This is a genomic window from Mesorhizobium sp. WSM3866 (assembly GCF_002294795.1).
In the GTDB taxonomy this organism is placed as follows: domain Bacteria; phylum Pseudomonadota; class Alphaproteobacteria; order Rhizobiales; family Rhizobiaceae; genus Mesorhizobium.
Window position 1 is genome coordinate 625,348 of the sequence record NZ_NSGC01000001.1, and the last position, 22,991, is coordinate 648,338.

Annotated in this window: 22 protein-coding genes; 8 read left to right on the forward strand and 14 right to left on the reverse strand. The window is 63.5% G+C overall.

The window, feature by feature from the left end; genetic code table 11:
- Positions 1-60 precede the first annotated feature (60 nt).
- From rbfA to CK222_RS03005, 6 genes are all read left to right on the forward strand, one after another.
- Positions 61-480: a 30S ribosome-binding factor RbfA gene (gene rbfA, locus CK222_RS02980; protein WP_095799327.1), complete on the forward strand. Its 420-nt coding sequence runs from the start codon at positions 61-63 to the stop codon at positions 478-480.
- A complete protein-coding gene (truB, locus tag CK222_RS02985; protein ID WP_095799328.1) occupies positions 481-1,443 on the forward strand; it encodes a tRNA pseudouridine(55) synthase TruB in 963 nt (320 codons plus the stop codon).
- Between the two features lie 183 nt (positions 1,444-1,626).
- Positions 1,627-2,721, forward strand: a complete 1,095-nt coding sequence (gene corA, locus CK222_RS02990) for a magnesium/cobalt transporter CorA (protein WP_095799484.1) — start codon at positions 1,627-1,629, stop codon at positions 2,719-2,721.
- 147 nt (positions 2,722-2,868) lie between these two features.
- Positions 2,869-3,180 (forward strand): 30S ribosomal protein S15, encoded by a 312-nt coding sequence (gene rpsO, locus CK222_RS02995; RefSeq protein WP_275955123.1) that lies wholly within the window; start codon positions 2,869-2,871, stop codon positions 3,178-3,180.
- 382 nt (positions 3,181-3,562) lie between these two features.
- Complete coding sequence (pnp, locus tag CK222_RS03000; RefSeq protein WP_095799329.1) at positions 3,563-5,713, forward strand: polyribonucleotide nucleotidyltransferase; 2,151 nt, start codon at positions 3,563-3,565, stop codon at positions 5,711-5,713.
- Between the two features lie 81 nt (positions 5,714-5,794).
- Positions 5,795-6,805, forward strand: coding sequence for a class I SAM-dependent methyltransferase (locus CK222_RS03005; protein ID WP_095799330.1), 1,011 nt, complete (start codon positions 5,795-5,797; stop codon positions 6,803-6,805).
- Positions 6,806-6,875: 70 nt separating this feature from the next.
- Here the strand turns inward: CK222_RS03005 and CK222_RS03010 are convergent, their stop codons facing one another.
- The 4 genes from CK222_RS03010 to fabA all read right to left on the reverse strand — a co-directional run bounded on the left by CK222_RS03010 (position 6,876) and on the right by fabA (position 11,218).
- Positions 6,876-8,429 carry a bifunctional diguanylate cyclase/phosphodiesterase gene (locus tag CK222_RS03010; RefSeq protein ID WP_067324539.1) on the reverse strand — a complete coding sequence of 518 codons (1,554 nt, stop codon included), beginning with the start codon at positions 8,427-8,429 and terminating at the stop codon, positions 6,876-6,878.
- A 102-nt stretch (positions 8,430-8,531) separates the two neighbouring features.
- Positions 8,532-9,344, reverse strand: coding sequence for an enoyl-ACP reductase FabI (fabI, locus tag CK222_RS03015; RefSeq protein WP_095799331.1), 813 nt, complete (start codon positions 9,342-9,344; stop codon positions 8,532-8,534).
- 12 nt (positions 9,345-9,356) lie between these two features.
- Entirely contained in the window at positions 9,357-10,577 is a 1,221-nt protein-coding gene (gene fabB, locus CK222_RS03020) for a beta-ketoacyl-ACP synthase I (protein ID WP_066996374.1), read from the reverse strand.
- A 125-nt stretch (positions 10,578-10,702) separates the two neighbouring features.
- Complete coding sequence (gene fabA, locus CK222_RS03025; protein ID WP_027165888.1) at positions 10,703-11,218, reverse strand: 3-hydroxyacyl-[acyl-carrier-protein] dehydratase FabA; 516 nt, start codon at positions 11,216-11,218, stop codon at positions 10,703-10,705.
- Between the two features lie 241 nt (positions 11,219-11,459).
- Here fabA and irrA point away from each other — a divergent pair, with 241 nt between their 5' ends.
- Complete coding sequence (irrA, locus tag CK222_RS03030; RefSeq protein ID WP_066996377.1) at positions 11,460-11,891, forward strand: iron response transcriptional regulator IrrA; 432 nt, start codon at positions 11,460-11,462, stop codon at positions 11,889-11,891.
- Between the two features lie 115 nt (positions 11,892-12,006).
- Here irrA and CK222_RS03035 read toward each other — a convergent pair whose 3' ends face one another.
- The gene (locus CK222_RS03035) at positions 12,007-12,564 is read right to left on the reverse strand and encodes an SH3 domain-containing protein (RefSeq protein ID WP_067324770.1); all 558 of its coding nucleotides are present in this window, start codon (positions 12,562-12,564) and stop codon (positions 12,007-12,009) included.
- A gap of 168 nt (positions 12,565-12,732) precedes the next feature.
- Here CK222_RS03035 and CK222_RS03040 point away from each other — a divergent pair, with 168 nt between their 5' ends.
- Entirely contained in the window at positions 12,733-13,734 is a 1,002-nt protein-coding gene (locus CK222_RS03040; RefSeq protein WP_066996380.1) for a D-glycerate dehydrogenase, read from the forward strand.
- A 15-nt stretch (positions 13,735-13,749) separates the two neighbouring features.
- Here CK222_RS03040 and CK222_RS03045 read toward each other — a convergent pair whose 3' ends face one another.
- The 9 genes from CK222_RS03045 to CK222_RS03085 form a co-directional block, all read right to left on the reverse strand.
- Positions 13,750-14,163, reverse strand: a complete 414-nt coding sequence (locus CK222_RS03045) for a DUF126 domain-containing protein (RefSeq protein WP_095799332.1) — start codon at positions 14,161-14,163, stop codon at positions 13,750-13,752.
- The gene (locus CK222_RS03050; RefSeq protein WP_095799333.1) at positions 14,160-15,413 is read right to left on the reverse strand and encodes an aconitase X catalytic domain-containing protein; all 1,254 of its coding nucleotides are present in this window, start codon (positions 15,411-15,413) and stop codon (positions 14,160-14,162) included. Before CK222_RS03050 ends, CK222_RS03045 begins: the two co-directional genes overlap by 4 nt.
- Positions 15,410-15,898, reverse strand: a complete 489-nt coding sequence (locus CK222_RS03055; protein WP_067324546.1) for a GNAT family N-acetyltransferase — start codon at positions 15,896-15,898, stop codon at positions 15,410-15,412. The genes CK222_RS03050 and CK222_RS03055 overlap by 4 nt, the downstream gene beginning before the upstream one ends.
- Before the next feature lie 4 nt (positions 15,899-15,902).
- On the reverse strand, positions 15,903-16,658 hold the full coding sequence (locus CK222_RS03060; protein WP_066996389.1) for a molybdopterin-synthase adenylyltransferase MoeB: 756 nt from the start codon (positions 16,656-16,658) through the stop codon (positions 15,903-15,905).
- A 105-nt stretch (positions 16,659-16,763) separates the two neighbouring features.
- Positions 16,764-17,924, reverse strand: a complete 1,161-nt coding sequence (recF, locus tag CK222_RS03065; RefSeq protein ID WP_095799334.1) for a DNA replication/repair protein RecF — start codon at positions 17,922-17,924, stop codon at positions 16,764-16,766.
- Between the two features lie 87 nt (positions 17,925-18,011).
- The gene (gene dnaN, locus CK222_RS03070) at positions 18,012-19,130 is read right to left on the reverse strand and encodes a DNA polymerase III subunit beta (RefSeq protein ID WP_066996395.1); all 1,119 of its coding nucleotides are present in this window, start codon (positions 19,128-19,130) and stop codon (positions 18,012-18,014) included.
- Positions 19,131-19,305: 175 nt separating this feature from the next.
- Positions 19,306-20,778, reverse strand: coding sequence for a chromosomal replication initiator protein DnaA (gene dnaA / locus CK222_RS03075; RefSeq protein WP_245432952.1), 1,473 nt, complete (start codon positions 20,776-20,778; stop codon positions 19,306-19,308).
- A 908-nt stretch (positions 20,779-21,686) separates the two neighbouring features.
- Positions 21,687-21,953: a 30S ribosomal protein S20 gene (gene rpsT / locus CK222_RS03080; RefSeq protein ID WP_067324554.1), complete on the reverse strand. Its 267-nt coding sequence runs from the start codon at positions 21,951-21,953 to the stop codon at positions 21,687-21,689.
- A 246-nt stretch (positions 21,954-22,199) separates the two neighbouring features.
- Positions 22,200-22,973: an enoyl-CoA hydratase gene (locus CK222_RS03085; RefSeq protein ID WP_095799336.1), complete on the reverse strand. Its 774-nt coding sequence runs from the start codon at positions 22,971-22,973 to the stop codon at positions 22,200-22,202.
- Between the last annotated feature and the right edge of the window lie 18 nt (positions 22,974-22,991).

A 22,991-nucleotide genomic window follows, 5' to 3' on the forward strand; every position in this document is an offset into this window, starting at 1 on the left:
GTAGTTGAGACATGTGGCGCGGTCCCATCCCGCGCTTCACGATTTCAGGACTGAAGAAAAATGTCCCGTTCGACAACATCAGGCCCCTCCCAGCGCATGCTGCGCGTCGGCGAGCAGGTGCGCCATGCGCTCTCCGAGACCCTGCAGCGCGGTGAAATCATCGACCCGATGATCGAGAACAGTGTCGTCTCGGTCTCGGAAGTACGCATGTCGCCAGACCTCAAGATCGCCACTGCTTTCATCTCGCCGCTTGGGGCCGGCGACGCCGACGTCGTGGTCGGGGCGCTCAACAGACATGCGAAATTCATTCGCGGCCGCGTCTCGGGCGCGCTCAGGCAGATGAAGTACATGCCCGAGTTTCGCTTCCGGCTCGATACGTCTTTCGACAATTTCGCCAGGATCAACGAATTGCTGAAATCGCCCGAGGTCGCGCGCGATCTTGGCGACCAGAATAAAAACAACGACAAGGACGAGGAATAGGTGGCGCGCCGCGGCAAGAAGAAGGGCCGGCCGGTCTCCGGCTGGGTGGTGCTGGACAAACCGGTCGGCATGGGCTCGACCGAAGCCGTCTCCAAGATCAAATGGCTGTTCCAAGCGGAGAAGGCCGGCCATGCCGGCACGCTCGACCCGTTGGCTTCCGGCATGCTGCCGATCGCGCTCGGCGAGGCGACCAAGACCGTGCCTTACGTGCAGGATGGCGCCAAGGTCTACCGCTTCACCGTCGCCTGGGGCGAGGAGCGGTCGACGGACGACCTCGAAGGGCCGGTGACGAACAGCTCGGACCGCCGCCCGGCCGAGGCCGAGGTGCGGGCGCTGCTGCCGAAATACACCGGCGTCATCATGCAGACGCCGCCGCAATTTTCTGCCGTCAAGATTGCCGGCGAGCGCGCCTACGATCTTGCCCGCGACGGCGGGACGGTCGACATTCCCGCCCGCGAGATCGAAATCGGCCGTTTGGACATCGTCGAGCATGGTGTCGATAGAACCGTCTTCGAGGTCGAGTGCGGCAAGGGCACCTATGTGCGCTCGCTGGCGCGCGACATGGGTCGCGATCTGGGCTGCTTCGGCCACATCTCCGAGTTGCGCCGCGTCGAGGTCGAGCCGTTCACGGCGGACGATTTCGTCACCGTCGCCGAGCTCGAAGCGGCGCGCTTCGGCGGCAAGACGGATGAGAATTCGGACGAAGAAGCCGAGGTGCCGGTCGATTTCGGCGCCCTTGATGCGCTGCTGGTCGAGACCGCCGCAGCGCTTGACTGCCTGCCGCAGGTCGCCGTCAGCGATGACGCCGCGACCAAGATCCGCCTCGGCAATCCCGTCATCATTCGAGGGCGCGACGCGCCGGTCGAGGCCGAGGAGGCCTGTGCCACGGCGCGCGGCAAGCTCGTCGCCATCGGCCCCATCGAACAGGGCATGTTCAAGCCCAAGCGGGTCTTTGCCGGTTGACGGCACTCGGCTAGTTTCGGCTCGCAGTTCCAGGAAAACGTGTAACGGTTCTCGTCGGAATTGCATGAAAACCGACGGTTAGAGCAGCGATCTGCTATGACGTCGCGCCCCAGGGGAGCTCATGGCCCAGAGGAATCATGGCCCAGAGGAATCATGGCCCAGAGGATTATGGCCCAGAGGATTGTGGCAATGGCTGAGACCGTCGGAAAGCGGGCGCCGCTGAAAATCCGCCGGCCGCCGGTCGGCGCTTCGCCCGGCACCTTGATCGCCGATCCGGCGGCGCGGCGCAGCGAGCTTCGGCTGACGTTGATCTCGCCGGAGAAATACAAAACCATCGACAATGCCAGCATCGACGAGCTCAACACCCATTGCGACCGCTGGCCGCTCGTCTGGCTTGATTGCACGGGGCTCGCGAACATCCCGCTGATCGAAGAGATCGGCCGGATTTTCGACCTTCATCCGCTGGCGCTCGAGGATGTCGTCAACACCGGCCAGCGGCCGAAGGTGGATTTCTTCGAGGACCACGCCTTCGTCGTCATGCGCATGATCGACGATGTCGCCGCGCATCGCTACGAGCAGATCGCGGTGTTCTTCGGCGAGAATTTCGTCGTCACCTTTCAGGAGCGCGAGGGCGACCCGTTCGATCCAGTGCGCAAGCGCATCGCGGCTCCCATGCCCAACCGGCTGCGCTCGCGCGGCGCCGACTATCTCGCCTATGCGCTGATCGACGCCATCGTCGACAGCTATTTCCCGCCGATCGAGACGGTGAGCGAATTGGTCGACGGCATCGAAGACCAGATGCTCAACACGCCCCACAAGCACCAGATGCGGCAGTTGCACGAATTGCGGCGCGACGCCAATGTGCTGAAGGGCGTTCTGTGGCCGATGCGCGACGCGCTGGCGACGCTGATCCGCAACGACGTGCCCTTCGTGCAGGCCGAGACCAAGATATTCTTCAACGATACGCTCGACCATGCGCTGCGGCTGATCGAACTGGTCGAGACCCAGCGCGACATGCTGACCGGCTTGATCGAAATGCATCTGTCGCTGACCCAGGCACGCACCAACGACGTCATATCCTATCTGACCATCGTCTCGGTGATCTTCATGCCGCTCACCTTCCTCGTCGGTGTCTGGGGCATGAACTTCGACCCGGATAGCTCGCCCTGGAACATGCCGGAGCTCAAGGCCTACTACGGCTACCCGGCGGCACTTTTGTTCATGCTGGTCGTTGCTGTCGGGCTCGTCGCCTTCTTCAAATGGAAGAAGTGGCTGTAGCAGCAGAACCCTCTGTTTTTGCGGCAGGACATGCGACAAGCCGGCTTGACAATTAGGCTGGTGTTTTGCGGGAAATTGCACTATATGCGCGGCAGCTTCGCGCCCTGACGCGCTGCTTGCACCGGCCCCTGCTGGACGACATCCCGGCTGAGGGCGTCCCGTTTCCTCGAACAGATAAGGAAAAACACGATGTCGATTACTGCCGATCGCAAAAAAGAACTGATGGCCGAATTCGCGACCGCGAAGGGCGATACCGGGTCCCCGGAAGTCCAGGTTGCCATCCTTTCCGAGCGCATCAAGAACCTGACGGAGCACTTCAAGGACCACAAGAAGGATAACCATTCCCGCCGTGGTTTGCTTGCTCTCGTTTCCCAGCGCCGCAGCCTGCTTGATTACCTCAAGCGCAAGGATGACACGCGCTATCAGACGCTGATCGACAAGCTCGGTCTCCGTCGCTGACGAATTGACCGGCGGGCTCTCTGCGGAGAGCCCGCCGGTCGCGCATTGGCGGACCGGTCGCTCCGGTGCCCGATGCTGGAGTGGAGCGCGCCGCGCTCTCGAAATTCGCATTCGCGCATGGCGCGTCTCGGAAACAGGGGTTTCCGGCGTCGTGCGCAAAGGACCGGCCGACCGGTCGGCCAGACCCGGTTCCGGAAGCGCAAAGGGCCGTTCGGAACCGCCCATGGACGGTCATGGGGCAGGATTGCAGGATGCTCGCTCGGCAATCGCCACCTGTCGAGCTTCCCGTTGTCTTGCCCGTGGCTGCCCGAAGGAAGCCAGGGAAGGGATGCTCCGCGACCGTTGAGACGGCGCGGCCCTTTCCGCACATGAAGGACAAGATATGTTCAATCAACACAAAGTGGAAATCGAATGGGGCGGCCGTCCGCTCATCCTGGAAACCGGCAAGATCGCTCGCCAGGCTGACGGCGCGGTGCTCGCCACCTACGGCGAGACCGTGGTTCTCGCCACCGTCGTTTCGATGAAGGAGCCGAAGCCCGGCCTCGATTTCTTCCCGCTCACCGTCAATTACCAGGAAAAGACCTATGCCGCCGGCAAAATTCCGGGCGGCTACTTCAAGCGCGAGGGCCGTCCGAGCGAGAAGGAAACGCTGGTTTCCCGTCTGATCGACCGCCCGATCCGCCCGCTGTTTGCTGACGGCTACAAGAACGACACCCAGATCGTCGTCACCGTCGTCCAGCACGATCTCGAGAACGATCCGGACATCCTGTCGATCGTCGCTACCTCGGCCGCGCTCACGCTGTCCGGCGTGCCCTTCATGGGCCCGATCGGCGGCGCCCGCGTCGGCTACATCAACGGCGAGTATGTGCTCAATCCGCATATTGACGAGATGGAGGAATCGAAGCTCGACCTCGTCGTCGCCGGCACCGCCGACGCCGTGCTGATGGTCGAATCCGAGGCCAAGGAGCTCAGCGAGGAGCTCATGCTCGGCGCCGTCGTGTTCGGTCACAAGAGCTTCCAGCCGGTGATCGACGCCATCATCAAGCTGGCCGAGGTCGCCGCCAAGGATCCGCGCGACTTCACCGCGCCGGACCATTCGCAGCTCGAAGGCGAGATGCTGAAGGTTGTCGGCGACGAGCTTCGCGACGCCTACAAGATCACCGAGAAGCAGTCCCGCTACGCGGCCGTCGACGCCGTCAAGGCGAAGGTCAAGGCCGCGTTCACGCCGGCCGAAGGCGAGGATCCGAAATACTCCTCCGAGCAGATCGCAAGCGTCTTCAAGGAGCTCCAGGCCAAGGTCGTACGCTGGAACATCCTGGACACCGGCTCGCGCATCGACGGCCGCGACCTGAAGACCGTGCGCAAGATCGTCGCCGAAGTCGGCGTCCTGCCGCGTACCCATGGTTCGGCGCTGTTCACCCGCGGCGAGACTCAGGCGCTGGTTGTCGCCACGCTCGGCACCGGTGAGGATGAGCAGTTCGTCGATTCGCTGACCGGCATGTACAAGGAGAAGTTCCTCCTCCACTACAACTTCCCGCCCTATTCGGTTGGCGAAACCGGCCGCATGGGCTCGCCGGGCCGCCGCGAGATCGGCCACGGCAAGCTTGCCTGGCGCGCGATCCACCCGATGCTGCCTTCGGCGGACCAGTTCCCGTACACGCTGCGCGTCGTCTCGGAGATCACCGAGTCGAACGGCTCGTCCTCGATGGCGACGGTCTGCGGCACCTCGCTGGCGCTGATGGATGCCGGCGTGCCGATCGCCAAGCCCGTGGCCGGCATCGCCATGGGCCTGATCAAGGAAGGCGAGCGCTTCGCGGTGCTCTCCGACATCCTTGGCGACGAGGATCATCTCGGCGACATGGACTTCAAGGTCGCCGGCACCGCCAACGGCGTCACCTCGCTGCAGATGGACATCAAGATCGATGGCATCACCGAGGAGATCATGGGCATCGCGCTCGGCCAAGCCAAGGAAGGCCGGCTGCACATCCTGGGCGAGATGGCGCATGCCATATCTTCCTCGCGCGCCGAGCTCGGCGAATTTGCGCCGCGCATCGAGGTCATGCACATCCCGACCGACAAGATCCGCGACGTCATCGGCTCCGGCGGCAAGGTCATCCGCGAGATCGTCGAGAAGACCGGCGCCAAGATCAACATCGAGGATGACGGCACGGTCAAGATCGCGTCGGCCAACGCCAAGGAGATCGAGGCGGCGAAGAAGTGGATCCACACCATCGTCGCCGAGCCGGAAGTCGGCGAGATCTACGAAGGTACCGTCGTTAAGACGGCCGACTTCGGCGCCTTCGTCAACTTCTTCGGCCCGCGCGACGGCCTCGTCCACATCTCGCAGCTCGCCAATGAGCGCGTCGCCAAGACCTCCGACGTCGTCAAGGAAGGCGACAAGGTTTGGGTCAAGCTGATGGGCTTCGACGAGCGCGGCAAGGTGCGCCTGTCGATGAAGGTCGTCGACCAGGCGACCGGCAAGGAAATCGTTCACGAAAAGAAGAAGCCGGAAGGCGAGGAAGACGCCGCCTGATTGGCCTGACCGCATGATTGAAACGGGCGCGCTGCAAGGTCGCGCCCGTTTCTATTTCAAGCGCCCTTCAAGGGTAGGTGAATGGCCGCTGAGCCGCTGAAGACGCTGTTCTATCCGTTCGAGGCCGAAGCGCTGCCTTGGCCGCGAAGCGATGCCCGCATCCTGTTTCTTGGCGCTGAGCCTGGTTTCCGTTTGCCCGGCGGCGTCGCTGCGGCGCTGCATCTCGTGCAAGGTTTTCGGCCGCATTTTCGTGCTCTGCAGGCAGCCGGCTATTCGGTCACGCCGCAGGCGGAAGGCTCGGCCTTCGATGCTGCCCTTGTGCTGGCCGGCCGGCATCGCGGCCAGAACGAGCTGCGCATCGCCGAAGCCATCGAGCGCGTCGCGCCCGGCGGGTTGATCGTCGTCGCCGGCGGCAAGGAAGACGGCATCGATAGCCTGCGCAAGCGCGTGGGCGCGCTGGCGCCGCTCGAAGCCCACCTGCCGAAGCATCACGGCGTCGCCTTCTGGTTCCGCCGGGCCGGCATGGATGCGGCCCGGGCGCTTCGCGCCGCCAATCCCGATCTGGTCGTCGAAGGCCGCTTCCGCACCGCGCCCGGCATGTTCTCCTTCGATCGGGTCGACGCAGGGTCGAAGCTTCTGCTGGACAGCCTGCCGCAGGAACTTGCGGGCAATGTAGCCGATTTCTGTGCCGGCTGGGGCTATCTGGCGGCCGGAGTGATGGAACGCTCGACAGGGCTTTCCGGTCTCGACCTCTACGAAGCGGATTTCGAGGCCCTGGAGGCGGCAAAGGTCAATATCCGCGCAACCGCAGTCGAGCCCCGCTTCTTCTGGACCGATCTGCTGACCGAAACGGTCGAGCGAGGTTACGACGCGATCGTCATGAACCCGCCCTTCCACAGCGGCAGGGCTGCCGACCCGGGCATCGGCGCTGGCATGATCCGTGCGGCGTCGAAGGCACTGAAACCAGGCGGACGCCTGTTCATGGTGGCGAACCGGCAGTTGCCCTACGAACAGGTGCTGGCGGGAGCCTTCTCCAGTCACGCCGAGGTCGCGCGCGATGGCATGTTCAAGGTGTTTTCGGCGCGGCGTTAAAAGCAATTCCAGGTAAAGCGTGAGACGGTTTTCCGTCCCCGTGATTGCTCCAGGAAAAGAACGCAGCGCCCTACTGCAGGCTGACGAGGCGTGCCGGCTCGCGCCTGGCATGAACAGGGCGCAACGCGCCGAGCTCGATCTCGAGCGGCGCGGGGCGGCCGAACAGATAACCCTGCACGACCTCGCAACCGGCGGCTCTCAGCAGCGTCGCCTGGTTCTCGGTCTCGACGCCTTCGGCGATGATGCCGACGCCGAGCGCCCGCGATAGCCCGACGATGGTCGAGACGACAGCGCCCGAGCTGGAATCGGTATCGATGCGGCTGACGAAGGAGCGGTCGATCTTCAGCTTGCCGAACGAGAAGTCGATCAGATAGCTCAGGTTGGAATAGCCGGTGCCGAAATCGTCGACGGCGACCGAGATGCCCATCTCGGCGAGTTGCCGCAGGATGACGGCCGCGCGGTCGCGGTCCTGCATCATCGCCGTTTCGGTGACTTCGAGTTCCAGCCGCGACGGCTTGATGCCGGTCGATGCCATGGTCTGGCGCACGATGCCGACGAAGTCCCTGGTCATGAACTGGACCGGCGAGATGTTGACGGCGACGAAACAATCCTCCGGCAGGTACTGGGCGTCGCTGCAAGCCTTGCGCAGCACCCATTCGCCGATCGGGTTGATCATGCCGGTTTCCTCGGCGATCGGAATGAATTCCATCGGCGGGATCATGCCGCGTTCCGGATGCTTCCACCGGATCAGCGCTTCATAGCCGACGACACGGCCGCCCTGCAGGTCGAATTGCGGCTGGTAGTGGAGGCTGAAGTCGCCGCGGTCGAAGGCGGTTTTCAGCTCCGATTCAATCCATTGCCGGTGGTCCGCAACGCGGCCCATGTCGGCGTGGAAGACCGACCAGTTGCCGATGCCGCTTGCGCGCGCATTCTGCAGCGCCAGGTTCGAACGGCGAAGGATGAGCACTGGATCGACGCCGTCCTTCGGCATCGCCACGATACCGACGGACATGCTGACCGACTGCAGATGCGTCTGGAGCTGGTAGGGCTCCATCATGCGGTTGATGAATGTTTCGAGGAACCGTTCGAGATATCCCCGGATCTCGCGGTCCGGCAAGAGTACGGCGAATTCGCCGGCGCCGAGCCGTCCGATCACCGCATCCTCCGGCATGCTCTCCTTCAGCCTTTTGGTGAAGGCGCGGATCAGCTCGTCGCCGTGACTGTAGCCGATGGCATCGTTGATCTGCTTGAAGCGGTCGATGTCGATATCGATCAAGTAGACCGGTTCGCCGGTCTCCAGCGTTTCCGCTGCCGCCGCCGCGACCTTTCCGACGATCGCCTGGCGCGTCAGCAGGCCGGTCATCTTGTCGAAATGGGTTTCCTTGAAGACGTATTCGGCCGATTCATCGATGCCTGCGAAGAAGGACATCGCGGCGCCGCCGGCGGAAAGGGCACAGAGCGCGGCGATGATAGCCGCCATCGTCCCGGCAGACATGCCGGCCAGGCCGTCGCCGAAGCCGAAGCGCAACCCCCAGAGTCCGAGGATAAAACTGCCCATGGCCGAGCTGGCGATGGTGATCAGCCGGAACAGCGGTGTTCGCTTCGGGTTGCTGACTGCAGACATGCAAGGTCCCTGAACTACAGGGCCGTTTAGCGGATACCTCCTTAAAATGGGTTTCCGCCAATGCCTCCAATTTTACTGGAAGGTGCTTTTTTCGTTAGCGAATTATTCGCGGGGGCCGTCGTTCTGCTTCAGTTCCTCTAGCGTCGGCATGGAGACAATGTGATAGCCGGAATCGACATAGTGGATCTCGCCTGTGACTCCCGAAGATAGATCGGACAGCAGGTAGAGCGCCGAGCCGCCAACCTCGTCGATGGTGACGGTGCGCCGTAGCGGCGAATTGCGCTGCTGATAGGAGAACATGTGGCGTGCGTCGGATACGCCTGAGCCGGCGAGCGTCCGCACCGGTCCTGCCGAGATGCCGTTCACCCGAATGCCGCGCGGGCCGTAATCGTTGGCGAGATAGCGCACGCTCGCCTCCAGTCCGGCCTTGGCGACGCCCATGACATTGTAGTTCGGCATGACCCGCACCGACCCGGCATAGGTCAGCGTGATCATCGAGCCGCCATTGGTCATCAGCGCGGCGGCATTGCGGGCGATCTCGGTAAAGGAATAGCAGGAGATCACCATGGTGCGGACGAAGTTGTCGCGGCTGGTGTCGGCGTAGAGGCCCTTGAGCTCGTTCTTGTCGGAGAAGCCGATGGCGTGAACGACGAAATCCAGGCCGCCCCAGGCTTCGCGAAGCGTCTGGAAGGTTGCGGTGACCGAGGCGCTGTCCTCGACGTCGCAAGGCACGACCAGCGAGGCCCCGAGCTTCTCGGCCAGCGGCTTGACCCGCCGCCCGAAGGCGTCGCCCTGATAGGTGAAGGCGAGTTCCGCCCCGTGTTCGGACAGTTTCCTGGCGATGCCCCAGGCGATCGAATGATCGTTGGCGACCCCCATGACAAGCCCGCGCTTGCCCTTCATCAACCCTTCCATAAAAGGCAATCCTTATGCGGAATAGCGCTGGAAAATCAGCGTTGCGTTGGTGCCACCGAAACCGAAGGAATTGGACAGGACGGTGTCGATCTTGGCATTGTCGATGCGCTTGCGCACGATCGGCATGCCCTCGAATTCGGGATCGAGCTCCTCGATATGGGCGCTCTCGCCGATGAAGCCGCCCTGCATCATCAGGATCGAGTAGATCGATTCCTGGACGCCGGCGGCGCCGAGCGAATGGCCGGTCAGCGACTTGGTCGAGGTGATATACGGCATCTGGTCGCCGAACACCTCGCGGATGGCGCCCATTTCCTTGGAATCGCCGACCGGCGTCGACGTGCCGTGCGTGTTGATGTAGTCGACCGGCGTCGAGACGGTTGCAAGCGCTTGCCGCATGCAGCGCACGGCGCCTTCGCCGGACGGCGCCACCATGTCGTAGCCGTCGGAGGTCGCGCCGTAGCCGACGATCTCTGCATAGATCTTGGCGCCGCGTGCCTTGGCGTGCTCCAGCTCTTCCAGCACCAGAACGCCCGCGCCGCCGGCGATGACGAAGCCGTCGCGGTTGACATCATAGGCGCGCGAAGCGGCCGATGCTTTGTCGTTGAATTTCGACGACATGGCGCCCATGGCGTCGAACAGGTCCGACATCGTCCAGTCGAGATCCTCGTGGCCGCCGGCGAACATCATGTCCTGCTTGCCCCACTGGATCAGCTCACAGGCATTGCCGATGCAGTGCGCGGAGGTCGAGCAGGCGGACGAGATCGAGTAATTCACGCCGTGGATCTTGAACCAGGTGGCCAAGGTGGCCGAAGCGGTCGACGACATCGCCTTCGGCACCGCGAACGGACCGATCCGCTTCGGGCTGCTGTTCTTGAGCGTCGTTTCGGCGGCTTCCACGATGGTCCTGGTAGACGGTCCGCCGGAGCCCATCACGATGCCGGTCCGCTCATTGGTGATGTCGCTCTCGCCGAGCCCGGCGTCCGCGATCGCCTGATCCATGGCGACATGGTTCCAGGCAGCGCCTTGGCTCAGGAAACGCATTGCGCGGCGGTCGATCATCGCCGACGGGTCGAGCGTCGGCGCGCCCCATACCTGGCAGCGAAAACCGTGCTCGGCGAAGGAATTGGAAAAGCTGATGCCGGACTTGGCATCGTAAAGCGAGGCCTGCACCTCATTGGCGTTGTTGCCGATCGACGACACAATGCCGAGGCCTGTCACTACGACGCGTCTCATTCGCAACTCCTTCCGGCGTAGTTTGACGAAAAACCTAATTGGTTTCCGCCTTCGATCATACGCAAAATAAAACCGCGGCGTCCTTGCGCATCCGCCGGACACGCCAGGGCCCGTGGCGATGGCGATCAGGCGGCGGACTGCTTGGACAGGCCCACCTTCAGATCCGTTGCCGCGTATATGGGTTCGCCATCCGCCTTGAGCCAGCCGTCGGCGATGCCGAGCACGAGGCGGCCACGCATCACGCGCTTGAAGTCGACGCCATATTCGACCTTCTTGACCGATGGCGTCACCATGCCCTTGAACTTCACCTCGCCGGTCGACAGCGCCATGCCTTTGCCGGGTTCGCCGAGCCAGCCGAGATAGAAGCCGGTCAATTGCCACATGGCGTCGAGGCCGAGGCAACCCGGCATGATCGGATTGCCGATGAAATGGCAGGCGAAGAACCAAAGATCCGGCTTGATGTCGAACTCGGCACGGATGAAGCCCTTGTCGAAGGCGCCGCCGGTCTCGCTGATCTCGGTGATCCGGTCGAACATCAGCATCGGCGGGTAGGGCAGCTGGGCGTTTCCCGGTCCGAACAGCTCGCCGCGGGCGCAGGCAAGCAGTTCCTCGTAGTCGTAGCTGGACTTTTGACCCGCCATTAATTCCGTCCCCGTTCTCGTTCCGGGCGGCAGGGCGCCCATGTCGTTGGTTTCCTAACACACTCTGTTTGTGGCCGGAAACCGGCGTTTGCGCTTAACCCGTGCGCCTGCCTGGGTCAATGCGCGCTATTGATCGCATTTGGGCGACAGAATATATGTCGGGTGGTGTCCAGTTTTTGGCATTGACCTCTTTTTGCCATTCTGGACCGGTCTATGGGGCTTGCAAGCTTAGACGGGATAGATGGATTCGGGCTGCCGGAAGGAAAATGTCGCTGTGGACAAGCGGGTTCGCGAAGCCGGCCTGAGGCCGACGCGCCAGCGCATTGCGCTGGCCGACCTGCTTTTCGCCAAGGGCGACCGTCACCTTTCGGCCGAAGAATTGCATGAAGAGGCGATCGCCGCCGGTGTGCCGGTTTCGCTGGCCACCGTCTACAATGCCCTTCATCAATTCACCCAGGCCGGCATGCTGCGCATCCTCGCCGTCGAAGGGTCGAAGACGTATTTCGACACCAACACTTCCGATCACCACCACTTCTATGTCGAGGGCGAGAACCGGATCTTCGATATCGCCAGCGGCCCGGTGAGCGTCTCCAACCTGCCGGAGCCTCCGGAAGGCATGGAGATCGCCAACGTCGATATCGTGGTGAGGCTGCGCCCCAAGCGCCGCGACTGATCTGCCCGCGATGAGGCCTGTCGATCTGGCGATGCGGCTCGAAGACCATGATCGCGAAAAGTCGGAACCGGTTTTGCTACGCTGACCTACGGTTTGGATCAGATCATGGTCCAGATCAGTTCTTGACCTTTTCTCCCGGGTAGGCGCCCCAGACCTGCGACTGGGCGACCCAGCCGGTATGGCCGTCGAAGGTCATCTCGCACCACTGACCGTCGCACTTCTTGATCGAGCCCATCACGCCTGGCTCAAGGATGGCGACAACGCCGGCGTCCTTGTCGGGATCGTCGAGCAGATTGATTCGGCCGCCCTTGCCGCGCTGCCAGGGGGCGACGATCGCGGTGCGGCGGCCCGAAAGCAGCGACTGGTTGATCCAGCCTTCGGAGCCGTCGGCGTCACGCACGCGGCGCCAGGTGTCGAATTCCTGGATGATTTCCATCGGCAGTCCGGCCTTCATGTACATCCAGTCGACGGAATAGTTGGCGCCCGGACCGACGCGCGAGTTGACGCGTCCGGATTTCAGGCTGACGAAGCGCGGCAGCGGCAGGCCGCTCGGCCCCAGCGTCACGGTCTGCGCCGACGTGGCCGCGCCTTGCGCGGATGTCTGCGGCGCCCAAAGCAGAGTGCCGAGAACGGCTGCGCTGAAAGCCAGGCGGAGCGAGGCGAAACCAGACACGTTCATTCCTTTCGGCGCCGGTCCGTGGGAGGAGCGCCCCTTTTTCTTTGTCTTCGGCGGCACCGCTTGTTACAGGAGTGGGCTGATACCGCGACTGGCTTCAAGTTTCGCTTGTCTTGGTTAAAGAGGTCTCAACGAGATCGGTTTCGAGGAAGCTTCGGGGAAACAATGGCAGGTAAAAAACGGCCCCTCGTCGTCATCACGCGCAAGCTGCCCGATCCGGTGGAGACCCGCATGCGCGAACTGTTCGACGCGCGCCTCAACGTCGAGGACCGGCCGATGACCCAGCCTGAGCTGGTTGCGGCGGTCAAGGAAGCCGACGTGCTGGTCCCGACCATCACCGACCACATCGATGCCGCGCTGATCGCTCAGGCCGGCGAGAACCTCAAGCTGATCGCCAATTTCGGCAACGGCGTCGACAAGATTGACGTCTCGGCGGCGGCCAAGAAAGGCATCACCGTCACCAACACGCCGAACGTGCTCACCGAAGACACCGCCGACATGACCATGGCGCTGATGCTCGCCGTGCCGCGCAGGCTGGCCGAAGGCGCCAACGTGCTCACCGGCGAGAAGAAATGGGCCGGCTGGTCCCCGACCTGGATGCTCGGCCGCCGCATCTGGGGCAAGCGCCTGGGCATTGTCGGCATGGGCCGTATCGGCACGGCGGTCGCCAGGCGCGCCAAGGCGTTCGGCCTGTCCATCCACTACCACAACCGCCACCGCGTGCTGCCGGCGGTCGAGGACGAATTGGAAGCGACCTATTGGGAAAGCCTCGACCAGATGCTCGCCCGGATGGATATCATCTCGGTCAACTGCCCGTCGACGCCGGCGACCTTTCATCTGCTGTCGGCCCGGCGGCTGGCGCTGATGCAGCCGGCGGCCTACATCGTCAACACAGCGCGGGGCGACATCATCGACGAAGAGTCGATGATCAAACTCATCCAGGACGGCAAGATCGCCGGCGCCGGCCTCGACGTCTACGAGCACGAGCCGGCGCTGAACAGCAAGCTGTTGAAGCTCGCCCACAAGGGCAAGGTCGTTCTGTTGCCGCATATGGGCTCGGCGACGCTCGAAGGCCGCATCGACATGGGCGAGAAGGTGATCATCAACATTCGCGCCTTCTTCGACGGCCATCGCCCGCCGGACCGTGTGTTGCCGCTCAGGACCTGAAAAACCACGGGTTGTTCAGGCGGCGACGCTCACGGCGCCGTCGTCGTCGACTTTGACGGTGCTTCCGCGATAGGCGTCGAACACACCGCGTCCGAGCCGCACCGCCATAGGCGTTTCCCAGCCCATTTCGCGCGCGACGATCAGGCCGAGCAGAAGAATGGCGTCCGGCTCGTGCAGGATAAGGGCTGCCGGCCCGCGGCCGTTGTGGACCAGTTCCATCAGCACTGCCGAAGCCGACGAGGAGCCGATGGTGCCCGGCAGGAACAGCACCCGGCCGGAAATCACCTCGCCATGCTGCGGGTGGCGGACATCGGCGATGCGGCCTGTCTTCGGGTCGACGCCGCCCCAGAAGCTGATCGGCGCCGTCAGCACCAGCGCTTCGCCTTTACCGGCCTTGCCCCGTACCAATATCTCCGTGGCGGCGCTCATGCGGCGAGGTCCGTGAAGCGCGGCTTGCCGGCGACCGCGCTTTCGACGCAATCGGCGAGCGAGGCATAGAGCACCGCATAGCCGGTGTTGCCCGGAGCGTAATGCGCGAACTTGCCCGAATTGGTCATAAGCACGCCGCCGGCAAGTTCCGGCATGATCGGCGTCACCACCACGCATGTGTCGGCAACGATGACGACCCCGCTCGCTTCGAGCCTCTTCCGCCGGCCGTCCTGCTCCAGGAAGGCAAGCACATGACGGCCGGTGCAGGCATAGATCGGCACGGCGAGCCGTCTTCCGGCAATCAGCCGCTCCAGCATCTCGAACTCGGCAAAGGACAGATGCGGGCTGCCAATGGCGACCGCATCGATGGTTTTCGGCACCGCCGCCGTCGACAGGCCGGCGCGAGCCTTCGCCGCCATCTGCGGCGTGACGTGGATCACCGCCTCCGGTTCCGGCTCGGCCAGAATGGTTTCGACGTTCGGCGCCTCTGGCGTGACGCCTGCAATGTGGAACAGCCCGACCGCGCCGGAGGAAGCGGCAGCGGCGCCGAAGGCCTTTAGCGCGTCGTCGCCGGGATGATTGGCGATGCCGGCGACGACGCCGATCGTATCCCCGACCTCGCGGCCATAGAGGCTGCCCAGCACCGGCCAGGCGATCTCGGAAGCGAGGAAGGAAGGCAATAGGCCCGAGACGTCGAACACCAGCCGCGCCCGGCGGTTCTCGGCCCGGTGCAGGCCATAATCCGGTGCGCGGCCGGTGATGGCGCAGGCGATGTCGAGGAAATCGCCGTAACGGTTGGTGCGGGCGCCCAGCACCGAATTGCAGAACACCACCGCATTGGACTCGCCCCAGGCGACATCGCTGCCCTGTGCCGGCCTGTGCCCGGCCTGATAGGGCGCGCAGGTCCAGCTTTGTTCGCAGCCGAGCTTGCGATAGGCATCCATCATCCGCCGCGCCATGCCGCGCTGCGGCTCTTCCAGGCGGATGCGCGAGCAGCCCGTCAGGTCGAGCGCCCCGACATTGAGCGTCGAGCGCACGGCAACACTGGCGCCGCCTTCGACCAGCCGCTCGGCGAACAGCGTGCCGGAATCGCCATGATAGAGCGCGCCGTCGATATGCGCCGAACAGATCGGGATCAGCCCCGGCGCGCCGAGCAGGCGCGCGCTCTCGGCGACGATGCGCATCGCCATTCCCGCGCCGTCCTTACCGGCGGCGGTTGCCTGTTCCTCCGGGCTGAGCGCGAGGCTCAAGACAGCACCTTGCGCATGGTGATCGAGGTCGGCCTGTCGTAACCCGCATGCGCGGTGCGCCCGGTCTCGCGAAAGCCGAGCCGGGCGAAGGCCGCGTGGTTCGCCGTAAGCTCGATACGCGTCTGCAGCTCGAGGGCCTGCTTGCCGCGTCGGTGGGCAAGATCGTCGACGGCCTGCATCAGCCGTCCGCCTATGCCTTGCCCCTGGAGGCTGGGCTCGACGGCAAGCTTGCCGACATAGAAATCGTCTGCCCGCTCCAACGCAAAGACGCAGCCGACGATCCGGCCGTTCTCCATGGCCAGGAACGCCGTTTCTTGCCCCGCCTTGCTCTTGAGGTTTTCGGGTGTGAGATGATGCGCCGAGGATGGCGGGTCGATGACGCGGTCCATATAGGCGAAGGCGCGCCGGATCAGCGCCAGCAATTCGTCCCACTGCGCGAAGTCCGGCGGAAGCTCGCTGACGAGGAGAGTAACCGACTGATCCATGCGCTCAGACCGCCTTGTAGCGGACGGTGTCGAAACGTGCGGTCAGCCCGTCGTAAAGCAGCAGCCGGCCGACCAGCGGCTCGCCGATGCCGGCGATCAGCTTGATCGCCTCCATCGCCTCCAGCGTGCCGATGACGCCCGTCAGCGCGCCGACGATGCCGGCAACGGCGCAGGATGGCACCAGCCCTTCGGGCGGCGCTTCCGGAAAAAGGTCGCGGTAGCCTGGATTGCGCTGGCCATCGGCGCCCGTTTCAAATGGCTTCAGCACCGTCACCGAGCCGTCGAAGCGGCCAACGGCGGCAGTGACCAGGGGCTTCTTTTCCTGCGCGCAGGCATCGGCCAGAGCATAGCGTGTCTCGAAATTGTCGGAGCCGTCGACCACGATATCGTATTGGGCGACGAGGGCAGGGGCATTTTGCTCGGTCAGTCTGAGGCGATGCAGTTCCACCCTGACATTGGGGTTGATGCGCATGATCGCCGCTGAAGCGCTGTCGGTCTTCGCCATGCCGATCGTATCGCTGCCATGGATCACCTGCCGCTGCAGGTTGGACAAGGAGACATCATCGTCGTCGACGATGCCGAGCGTGCCGACGCCGGCCGCCGCGAGATATTCGAGCACAGGGGCCCCAAGCCCGCCGGCGCCGATCACCAGCACCCGCGCCCGCTTCAGCTTCTGCTGGCCGGGGCCGCCGATTTCGGGCAGCACGATGTGGCGGGCATAGCGCTCAAGCTCTTCGTCGGTGAGTGCAGCATTCGTCATGGCCGGACCATATAGCGGGCAGGAAACCTTGTCATGCACATGCAAGGCGAAGCCTTGTCCCGCAGGACAAATCGTCGTGCAAGGCGCTTTCAACTCTTCGACAGTTCAGCCGGTCGGGCCGACGCTGCCGTGATCGACCGTCAGGAATTGCGCCCGCCCGGCAAGGCTGGTAAACAGCGCCGCGTCGGTGCCGGTCATGAAGGCCTGGCAGTTGAGCTCTTCGAGGATGGAAAACAGCGCAGCGCGCCGGCCGCTGTCGAGATGCGCGGCGATCTCGTCGAGCAACAGGATCGGCGTCAGGCCCGACATCTCGCCGGTCAGCCGCGCATGCGACAGCACGATGCCGACAAGCAGCGCCTTCTGCTCGCCGGTCGAGCACAATTCGGCCGGCATCGACTTCGGCCGGTGACGGACCGTGAGGTCGGAGCGGTGCGGACCGTCGAGCGTGCGGCCGGCGGCGCGGTCGCGCTCGCGGCCATTGGCGAGTATGGCGCGGAATCGCTCCTCGACGTCGACTGCCGGTGTGACCGCGATTTCGCTTTCCAGTTCGCCGGCGAGGCTGATGTCGGCCTGCGGAAACGGGCCGCTGCCCGGCAGCTTGTCGATCATGGCCGCAAGCAGTCGCACCAGCTCGGCCCTGGCCGCCGCGATCGCCACCCCGGTTTCGGCCATCTGCATCTCGATCGCGTCGAACCAGCCGGTGTCGCGCGAGCCTTCCGTAAGCAAACGGTTACGGCCACGCATCGCCTTCTCGTAATCGAGCGCGCGCTGCCCGTGGCCGGGGTCGATCGCCAGCACCAGCCGGTCGAGGAAGCGGCGGCGGTCGGCGGCCGGCCCTGGAAACAGCCCGTCCATCGCCGGCGTCAGCCAGACGACCCGCAGCCATTCGAGCATATCCTCGGCCGATTTTGCCGGCGCGCCGTTGATGCGCACGCGCCTGCCGCCTTCCGCGGCACCATCGCCGCCGGCAATGCCGGTGCCGATTTCGACCTGACCTTCCGGTCCTTCGATGCGCGCATGCAAGGCAAAGCCGCCATCGCCGCCCTCGCGGGCGACATCGGCGTAAGGCGCGCGGCGCAGCCCGCGCCCCGGCGTCAGCAGCGAGACTGCTTCGAGCAGATTGGTCTTGCCGGCGCCATTGTCGCCGGACAGCACGACAGCGCCAGGGCCGAGATCAAGCGAAAGTCCCGCATAGTTGCGAAAATTTGTAAGTGTAAGCTTACTTATATAGCTCTGCTGCCGAAGCTGTTTGGCGTCCGAGGTCACGGCGACATGTGAGGCCTGCTAGAGCAATTCCAGGAAAAGTGCATAGCGGTTTTCCGTCCGGAATTGCGTCAACAAAAGAGACAAAGCCTAGACCCGCATCGGCATCAGCACGTAGAGCGCGGTCTCGTCGGCCATGTCGTGGATCAGCGTCGGAGACCCGGCATCCGCCAGCATGAACTTGGCTTCCGAACCGGTGAGCTGGGCGGCGACGTCGAGCAGATATTTGGCGTTGAAGCCGATCTCGATCGGGTCGGACGAGTATTCGGCCGCCAGCTCCTCGGTTGCGCTGCCGGAATCCGGATTGTTGACGGCGAGCGTGAGCTGGCCGTCATTGATCGACAGTTTCACGGCTCGGCCGCGCTCGGACGAAATGGTCGAGACGCGGTCGACGGCGGCGGCAAAGCTCTGGCGGTCGATAACCAGCTTCTTGTCATTGCCGGTCGGGATGACGCGCTGATAATCGGGGAAGGTGCCGTCGATCAGCTTCGAGGTCAGGATGACGCTGCCGATGGTGAAGCGGATCTTGGTATCCGACAGTTCCGTCGTCACCGCGATATCAGGGTCGTCGACCAGCTTCTGCAGCTCGCTCACCGTCTTGCGCGGGATGATGATGCCGGGCATGCCTTCGGAGCCTGCCGGCGCGTCGATCTCGGCGCGCGCCAGTCGGTGCCCGTCGGTCGCGACCGAGCGCAGCTTCAGCTTGCCGCCCGCCTCATGCGTGTGCAGGAAGATGCCGTTGAGATAGTAGCGCGTCTCTTCGGTCGAGATCGCGAACTGCGTCTTCTCGATCAGGCCCTTGAGCGCCACCGAATCGAGCCGGAAGATGTGCGAGAAGGAGCCGGCTGAAAGCTCCGGGAAATCGGACTGCGGCAAGCACTGCAGGCGGAAGCTGGAGCGCCCGGACGTGACGGTCATCGCGTTGCCGTCCTCGTCGGTCTTCAGCATCACCTCGGCGCCGTCGGCCAGCTTGCGCACGATGTCGTAGAGCAGATGCGCCGGAACCGTCGTCGCGCCGCCGCGCTCGACCTTGGCCGGCGTGGCTTCGGTCACTTCAAGGTCGAGGTCGGTGGCCTTCATTTCCAGGCTGGCGCCCTCGGCGCTGAGCAGCACATTCGACAGAATCGGGATGGTGTTGCGCCGCTCCACCACGCGATGGACGTGGTTGAGGGACTTCAGAAGATTGGATCGTTCCAGGATAACACGCATGACGAAACAGGCTCGCTTCAATGAATGAGCGGGTCACCGGGCAGCGGCGTCCCGCAAAAGCTCCGAAAAGCTCAGAATCTATGTAAGCTGACAGTAAAAACCCTGCAAACGCAAGCCCGCGGCACCGGTTCCAGCCGGTTGCGCGGGCTTTCTGGGGATAAAGCGGGCTAAGCGCTCAGGCCTGCTCGTTGATCAGCCTTCTGAGCAGTTCGAGTTCCTGTGCCAGCGTGTTGTCGGCGCCGGAAAGATCCTCGATCTTGCGCACGGCGTGCAGAACCGTCGTGTGATCGCGGCCGCCGAAACGGCGTCCGATCTCCGGCAGCGAGCGCGGCGTCATCACCTTGGAGAGATACATCGCTACCTGCCGCGGTTTGACGATGGTGCGCGTGCGACGGTTTGAGAGCAGTTCCGTCTTCGAAACGTTATAGTGGCGCGCCACGATGCGCTGGATGTCCTCGATACGCACCCGCTTCGGCTCGCCCGAGCGGTAGATATGGCCGAGGATCTCGTCGATGCGGTCGATAGTGATCTGCGGCTCGAAGGACTGGCGAAACAGAAGCTGGTTGAAGGCGCCTTCGAGCTCGCGCCCGCTGCCCGTCACCGTTCTGGCGACGTGATCGAGGATCTCATCCGAAATGTCGAGCGAGGTATCGTCGATCTTGGCAGTGGCAAGGCGCAGCTTCAGCATGCCGAGGCGCATGCCGAAATCCGGTGCCGACATTTCGAGCGCCACGCCGCCGTTGAGGCGCGAGCGCACCCGCGGCTCCAGCGACTCCAGTTCAGACGGCGGCCGGTCGGCGGCGACCACCACCTGCTTGGCGCTGTCGAGCAGCATGTTGATGAGATGGCAGAACTCGTGCTGGATCGACTTGCCCTGCAGGAACTGCATGTCGTCGATTATCAGCAGATCGATGTCGCGCAGCTGCTCCTTGAGCGTCAGCGCATTGTTGTCACGGATCGCGGTGGCGAAGCGCCACATGAAATATTCCGCCGTCAGGTAGACCACGCGCGATTTCGGATTGTGCCGCAGCGATTCCGCCGCGATCGCCTGCAACAGATGCGTCTTGCCCAGGCCGACGGTCGCATGGAGAAAGAGCGGGTTGAAGCGCACCGCGCTCGACTGCGATTCCGCCACCGCCTTGGCCGCCGCGAAAGCAACACGGTTCGAAGGGCCTTCGATGAACGAAGTGAAAGTGTAGCGCGGGTCGAGCGGCGACCCCAGCACATTGTGGCGGAACTCGGTCTCCACTGGCACGCCCTGGCGGGGCGCCGGCGCCCGTTCCACCCGACCGGCGCTCGCGGTGCCGGCGGCAAGCGCGGTCTGGGCCTGCTTGGTCATCTTGCGCGCCGGCGCGATCTCCGGCTCGACATTGTTGCGGCCCTGCCGCGTGGCGGTCCGCACGACGATCTCGATCTTGAGAAGGTCGGGATCCTCGTGCCTCCACAGTTCGGCGATAAGATCAAGGTAATGGCCGTTGATCCATGATCGCAGGAAGGCCGTCGGTACCGAGATGCGGACCATGCCGCGAGACGCCTCGGCAACCTTCATGCGGCCAAACCAGCTCGAATAGACCTCGGCTCCCAGACGCGCCTTCAATTGGGCCTTGACCCGCTCGAACTTCTGTTCAGCGTCGCTGGATGCCGCCATGTCGTCCCCTCCGACGATAGTTGCTGGGAATGGGAGTTCGCCCGCAATCTCCCCTTCGATGCCGCTCTGCATGATCAAGTTCCTTGTCTCTCGTACCCTTTTCCGCCGGGAGTGCGCCTCCTGCACCCTGGGTCCGGCGACGTTTTTCGCTGCGCCTCTATCGCCGCCGCCGGCGATATCGTTGCAACGTTGCGCAAGGGACCTCTGCCGGCTCTCGCAAGCCGGCTTGATCATGCCAAGACAATACAACACCGCCCGGCGAAAATGCCGGCCCAACGTCGACTGCCATGTACAATTACGCCAGTCCCCTACCCGCACCGAAGAGACAAACCAAGCCGCACGCGGAATTGCTCCGCGTCATGAATTCCGCCATTTTTTGCTGGCCGATTCAGGCTGGGTTAAGGGCAGGTGCCCGTCCCTTCGATGGATGGACATTACCGAAATCGCTGTGGATAGGGCAAGGCCACGTCTAACGGATTTTTAACGAATCTGGTTACCGGAGACGTGTTCAAAGCAGGTGCCACTGCGGCCCATTTTCATAAAGCCATTGTGATTCAAACCCTTTTCCGTGGAATGTGAAAAAGGCCACACCTTCGGAAATTTTCTGAAATAATTCTCTTGACAGCTACTTGTCCCCCGCCGCTCCTCCGCGAGTTGAACAAGCTGTGGATGACCGTCTGTAAGCTTTTGAAAAATATATCGATTTTGTGGCAGGCTCATCTGTGGCCGTGCCCGCATCCAGCGGTCGTCGACATGAGCGATTATGTATATGCCGGCAAAACATTGGCTACTTTGAAATTCGGCCCAATCGTAGTTGTCCGACCGTTCTTTTTAAGTACTTGCCGGCAAACGAAAAAACCCGGCCTGTGCGGCCGGGTTCAAGGATAACGGTTCTAAAGGGAAGTCGGTCAGGCCGACAGCACCTTGACCCGCTGGGCCAGCCGCGAAACCTTGCGGGAAGCCGTGTTCTTGTGGAGGACACCCTTGGTTGCGGCGCGCATCAATTCCGGCTCCGCGGCCTTGAACGCTTCGAGCGCAGCAACCTTGTCGCCGGCGGCGAGCGCCTCTTCGACCTGGCGAACATAGGTGCGGACGCGCGACCGACGGTTCTTGTTGATCGCCGCGCGGCGGGCGATCTTGCGCGTTGCCTTTTTGGCCGAGGACGTATTGGCCATGATGCCTCTCTTCTGATCTGGTGGGCGCCAGCGGGTCGCAGGGCGCAAAAAACAAACGGGCAGCCACGGGCCGCCTCGGTTGGTGCGGCTTATAGTTCAGCTTTTCCGGCGCGTCAACGCCGCTTCGCGGTCTTTTTGGGGCTTGAAGCCGTACCGCGCTGAAACGGGTCCGCACGCCTAAAGCCGTTGTCTTGGTGCATGCCCGGCTTTCTGCCGAAATCGCGGCACGCATTAGGCCGACATGCCCTAGCTGTTGCTGAAATCCGGCTTCCGCTTCTCGACGAAGGCGGCCATACCCTCCTTTTGGTCATCGAGCGCAAACAGCGAGTGGAAAAGGCGGCGCTCGAAGCGCAGCCCCTCGGCAAGCGTCGTCTCGAAAGCGCGGTTGACGGCTTCCTTCGTCATCATCACCGACGGCAGGGAAAACTCGGCGATCTTCGCTGCCGCTTTCAGCGCCTCCTCGACCAGCTCGGCCGCCGGCACCACTCGCGACACCAGTCCGCAGCGCTCGGCCTCGGCAGCGTCCATCATCCGCCCGGTCAGGCACATGTCCATCGCCTTCGACTTGCCGACGAAGCGGGTCAATCGCTGCGATCCTCCCATGCCCGGCATGACGCCGAGCGTGATCTCGGGTTGGCCGAACTTTGCGTTGTCGGCTGCGATGATGAAATCGCACATCATGGCCAGCTCGCAGCCGCCGCCAAGCGCATAGCCGGCGACCGCGGCGATGATCGGCTTGCGCGCCCGGGTGAGCTCCTCCCACCCGACAAAGAAGTCTCCAGTATAGGCGTCGACAAAGGAGATCGCCTGCATTTCCTTGATGTCGGCGCCGGCCGCGAAGGCTTTTTCCGAACCCGTGAGCACCATTGCGCCGATGCCGGCATCGGCGCCGAACGCATTCACCGCCGCCACGATCTCGGCCAGCACCTGCGAATTCAGGGCATTGAGCGCCTTCGGCCGGTTCAGCGTGATCAGCCCGACCTTGCCGCGTGTCTCCACGAGAATGGTTTCATAGGCCATGGCATCGTCTCCTCGCTT

Excerpts from the sequence above, each read along its gene's own strand:
- CK222_RS03040 (WP_066996380.1), top strand. The coding sequence starts at position 12,733 with ATGGCAGGTAAAAAACGGCCCCTCGTCGTCATCACGCGCAAGCTGCCC.
- fabA (WP_027165888.1), bottom strand. The coding sequence starts at position 11,218 with ATGGCGGGTCAAAAGTCCAGCTACGACTACGAGGAACTGCTTGCCTGC.
- CK222_RS03085 (WP_095799336.1), bottom strand. The coding sequence starts at position 22,973 with ATGGCCTATGAAACCATTCTCGTGGAGACACGCGGCAAGGTCGGGCTG.
- dnaA (WP_245432952.1), bottom strand. The coding sequence starts at position 20,778 with ATGGCGGCATCCAGCGACGCTGAACAGAAGTTCGAGCGGGTCAAGGCC.
- irrA (WP_066996377.1), top strand. The coding sequence starts at position 11,460 with ATGGATTCGGGCTGCCGGAAGGAAAATGTCGCTGTGGACAAGCGGGTT.
- CK222_RS03045 (WP_095799332.1), bottom strand. The coding sequence starts at position 14,163 with ATGAGCGCCGCCACGGAGATATTGGTACGGGGCAAGGCCGGTAAAGGC.
- CK222_RS03055 (WP_067324546.1), bottom strand. The coding sequence starts at position 15,898 with ATGGATCAGTCGGTTACTCTCCTCGTCAGCGAGCTTCCGCCGGACTTC.
- rpsT (WP_067324554.1), bottom strand. The coding sequence starts at position 21,953 with ATGGCCAATACGTCCTCGGCCAAAAAGGCAACGCGCAAGATCGCCCGC.
- CK222_RS03060 (WP_066996389.1), bottom strand. The coding sequence starts at position 16,658 with ATGACGAATGCTGCACTCACCGACGAAGAGCTTGAGCGCTATGCCCGC.
- fabI (WP_095799331.1), bottom strand. The coding sequence starts at position 9,344 with ATGGAAGGGTTGATGAAGGGCAAGCGCGGGCTTGTCATGGGGGTCGCC.
- CK222_RS03005 (WP_095799330.1), top strand. The coding sequence starts at position 5,795 with ATGGCCGCTGAGCCGCTGAAGACGCTGTTCTATCCGTTCGAGGCCGAA.
- rbfA (WP_095799327.1), top strand. The coding sequence starts at position 61 with ATGTCCCGTTCGACAACATCAGGCCCCTCCCAGCGCATGCTGCGCGTC.
- fabB (WP_066996374.1), bottom strand. The coding sequence starts at position 10,577 with ATGAGACGCGTCGTAGTGACAGGCCTCGGCATTGTGTCGTCGATCGGC.
- dnaN (WP_066996395.1), bottom strand. The coding sequence starts at position 19,130 with ATGCGTGTTATCCTGGAACGATCCAATCTTCTGAAGTCCCTCAACCAC.
- pnp (WP_095799329.1), top strand. The coding sequence starts at position 3,563 with ATGTTCAATCAACACAAAGTGGAAATCGAATGGGGCGGCCGTCCGCTC.
- CK222_RS03010 (WP_067324539.1), bottom strand. The coding sequence starts at position 8,429 with ATGTCTGCAGTCAGCAACCCGAAGCGAACACCGCTGTTCCGGCTGATC.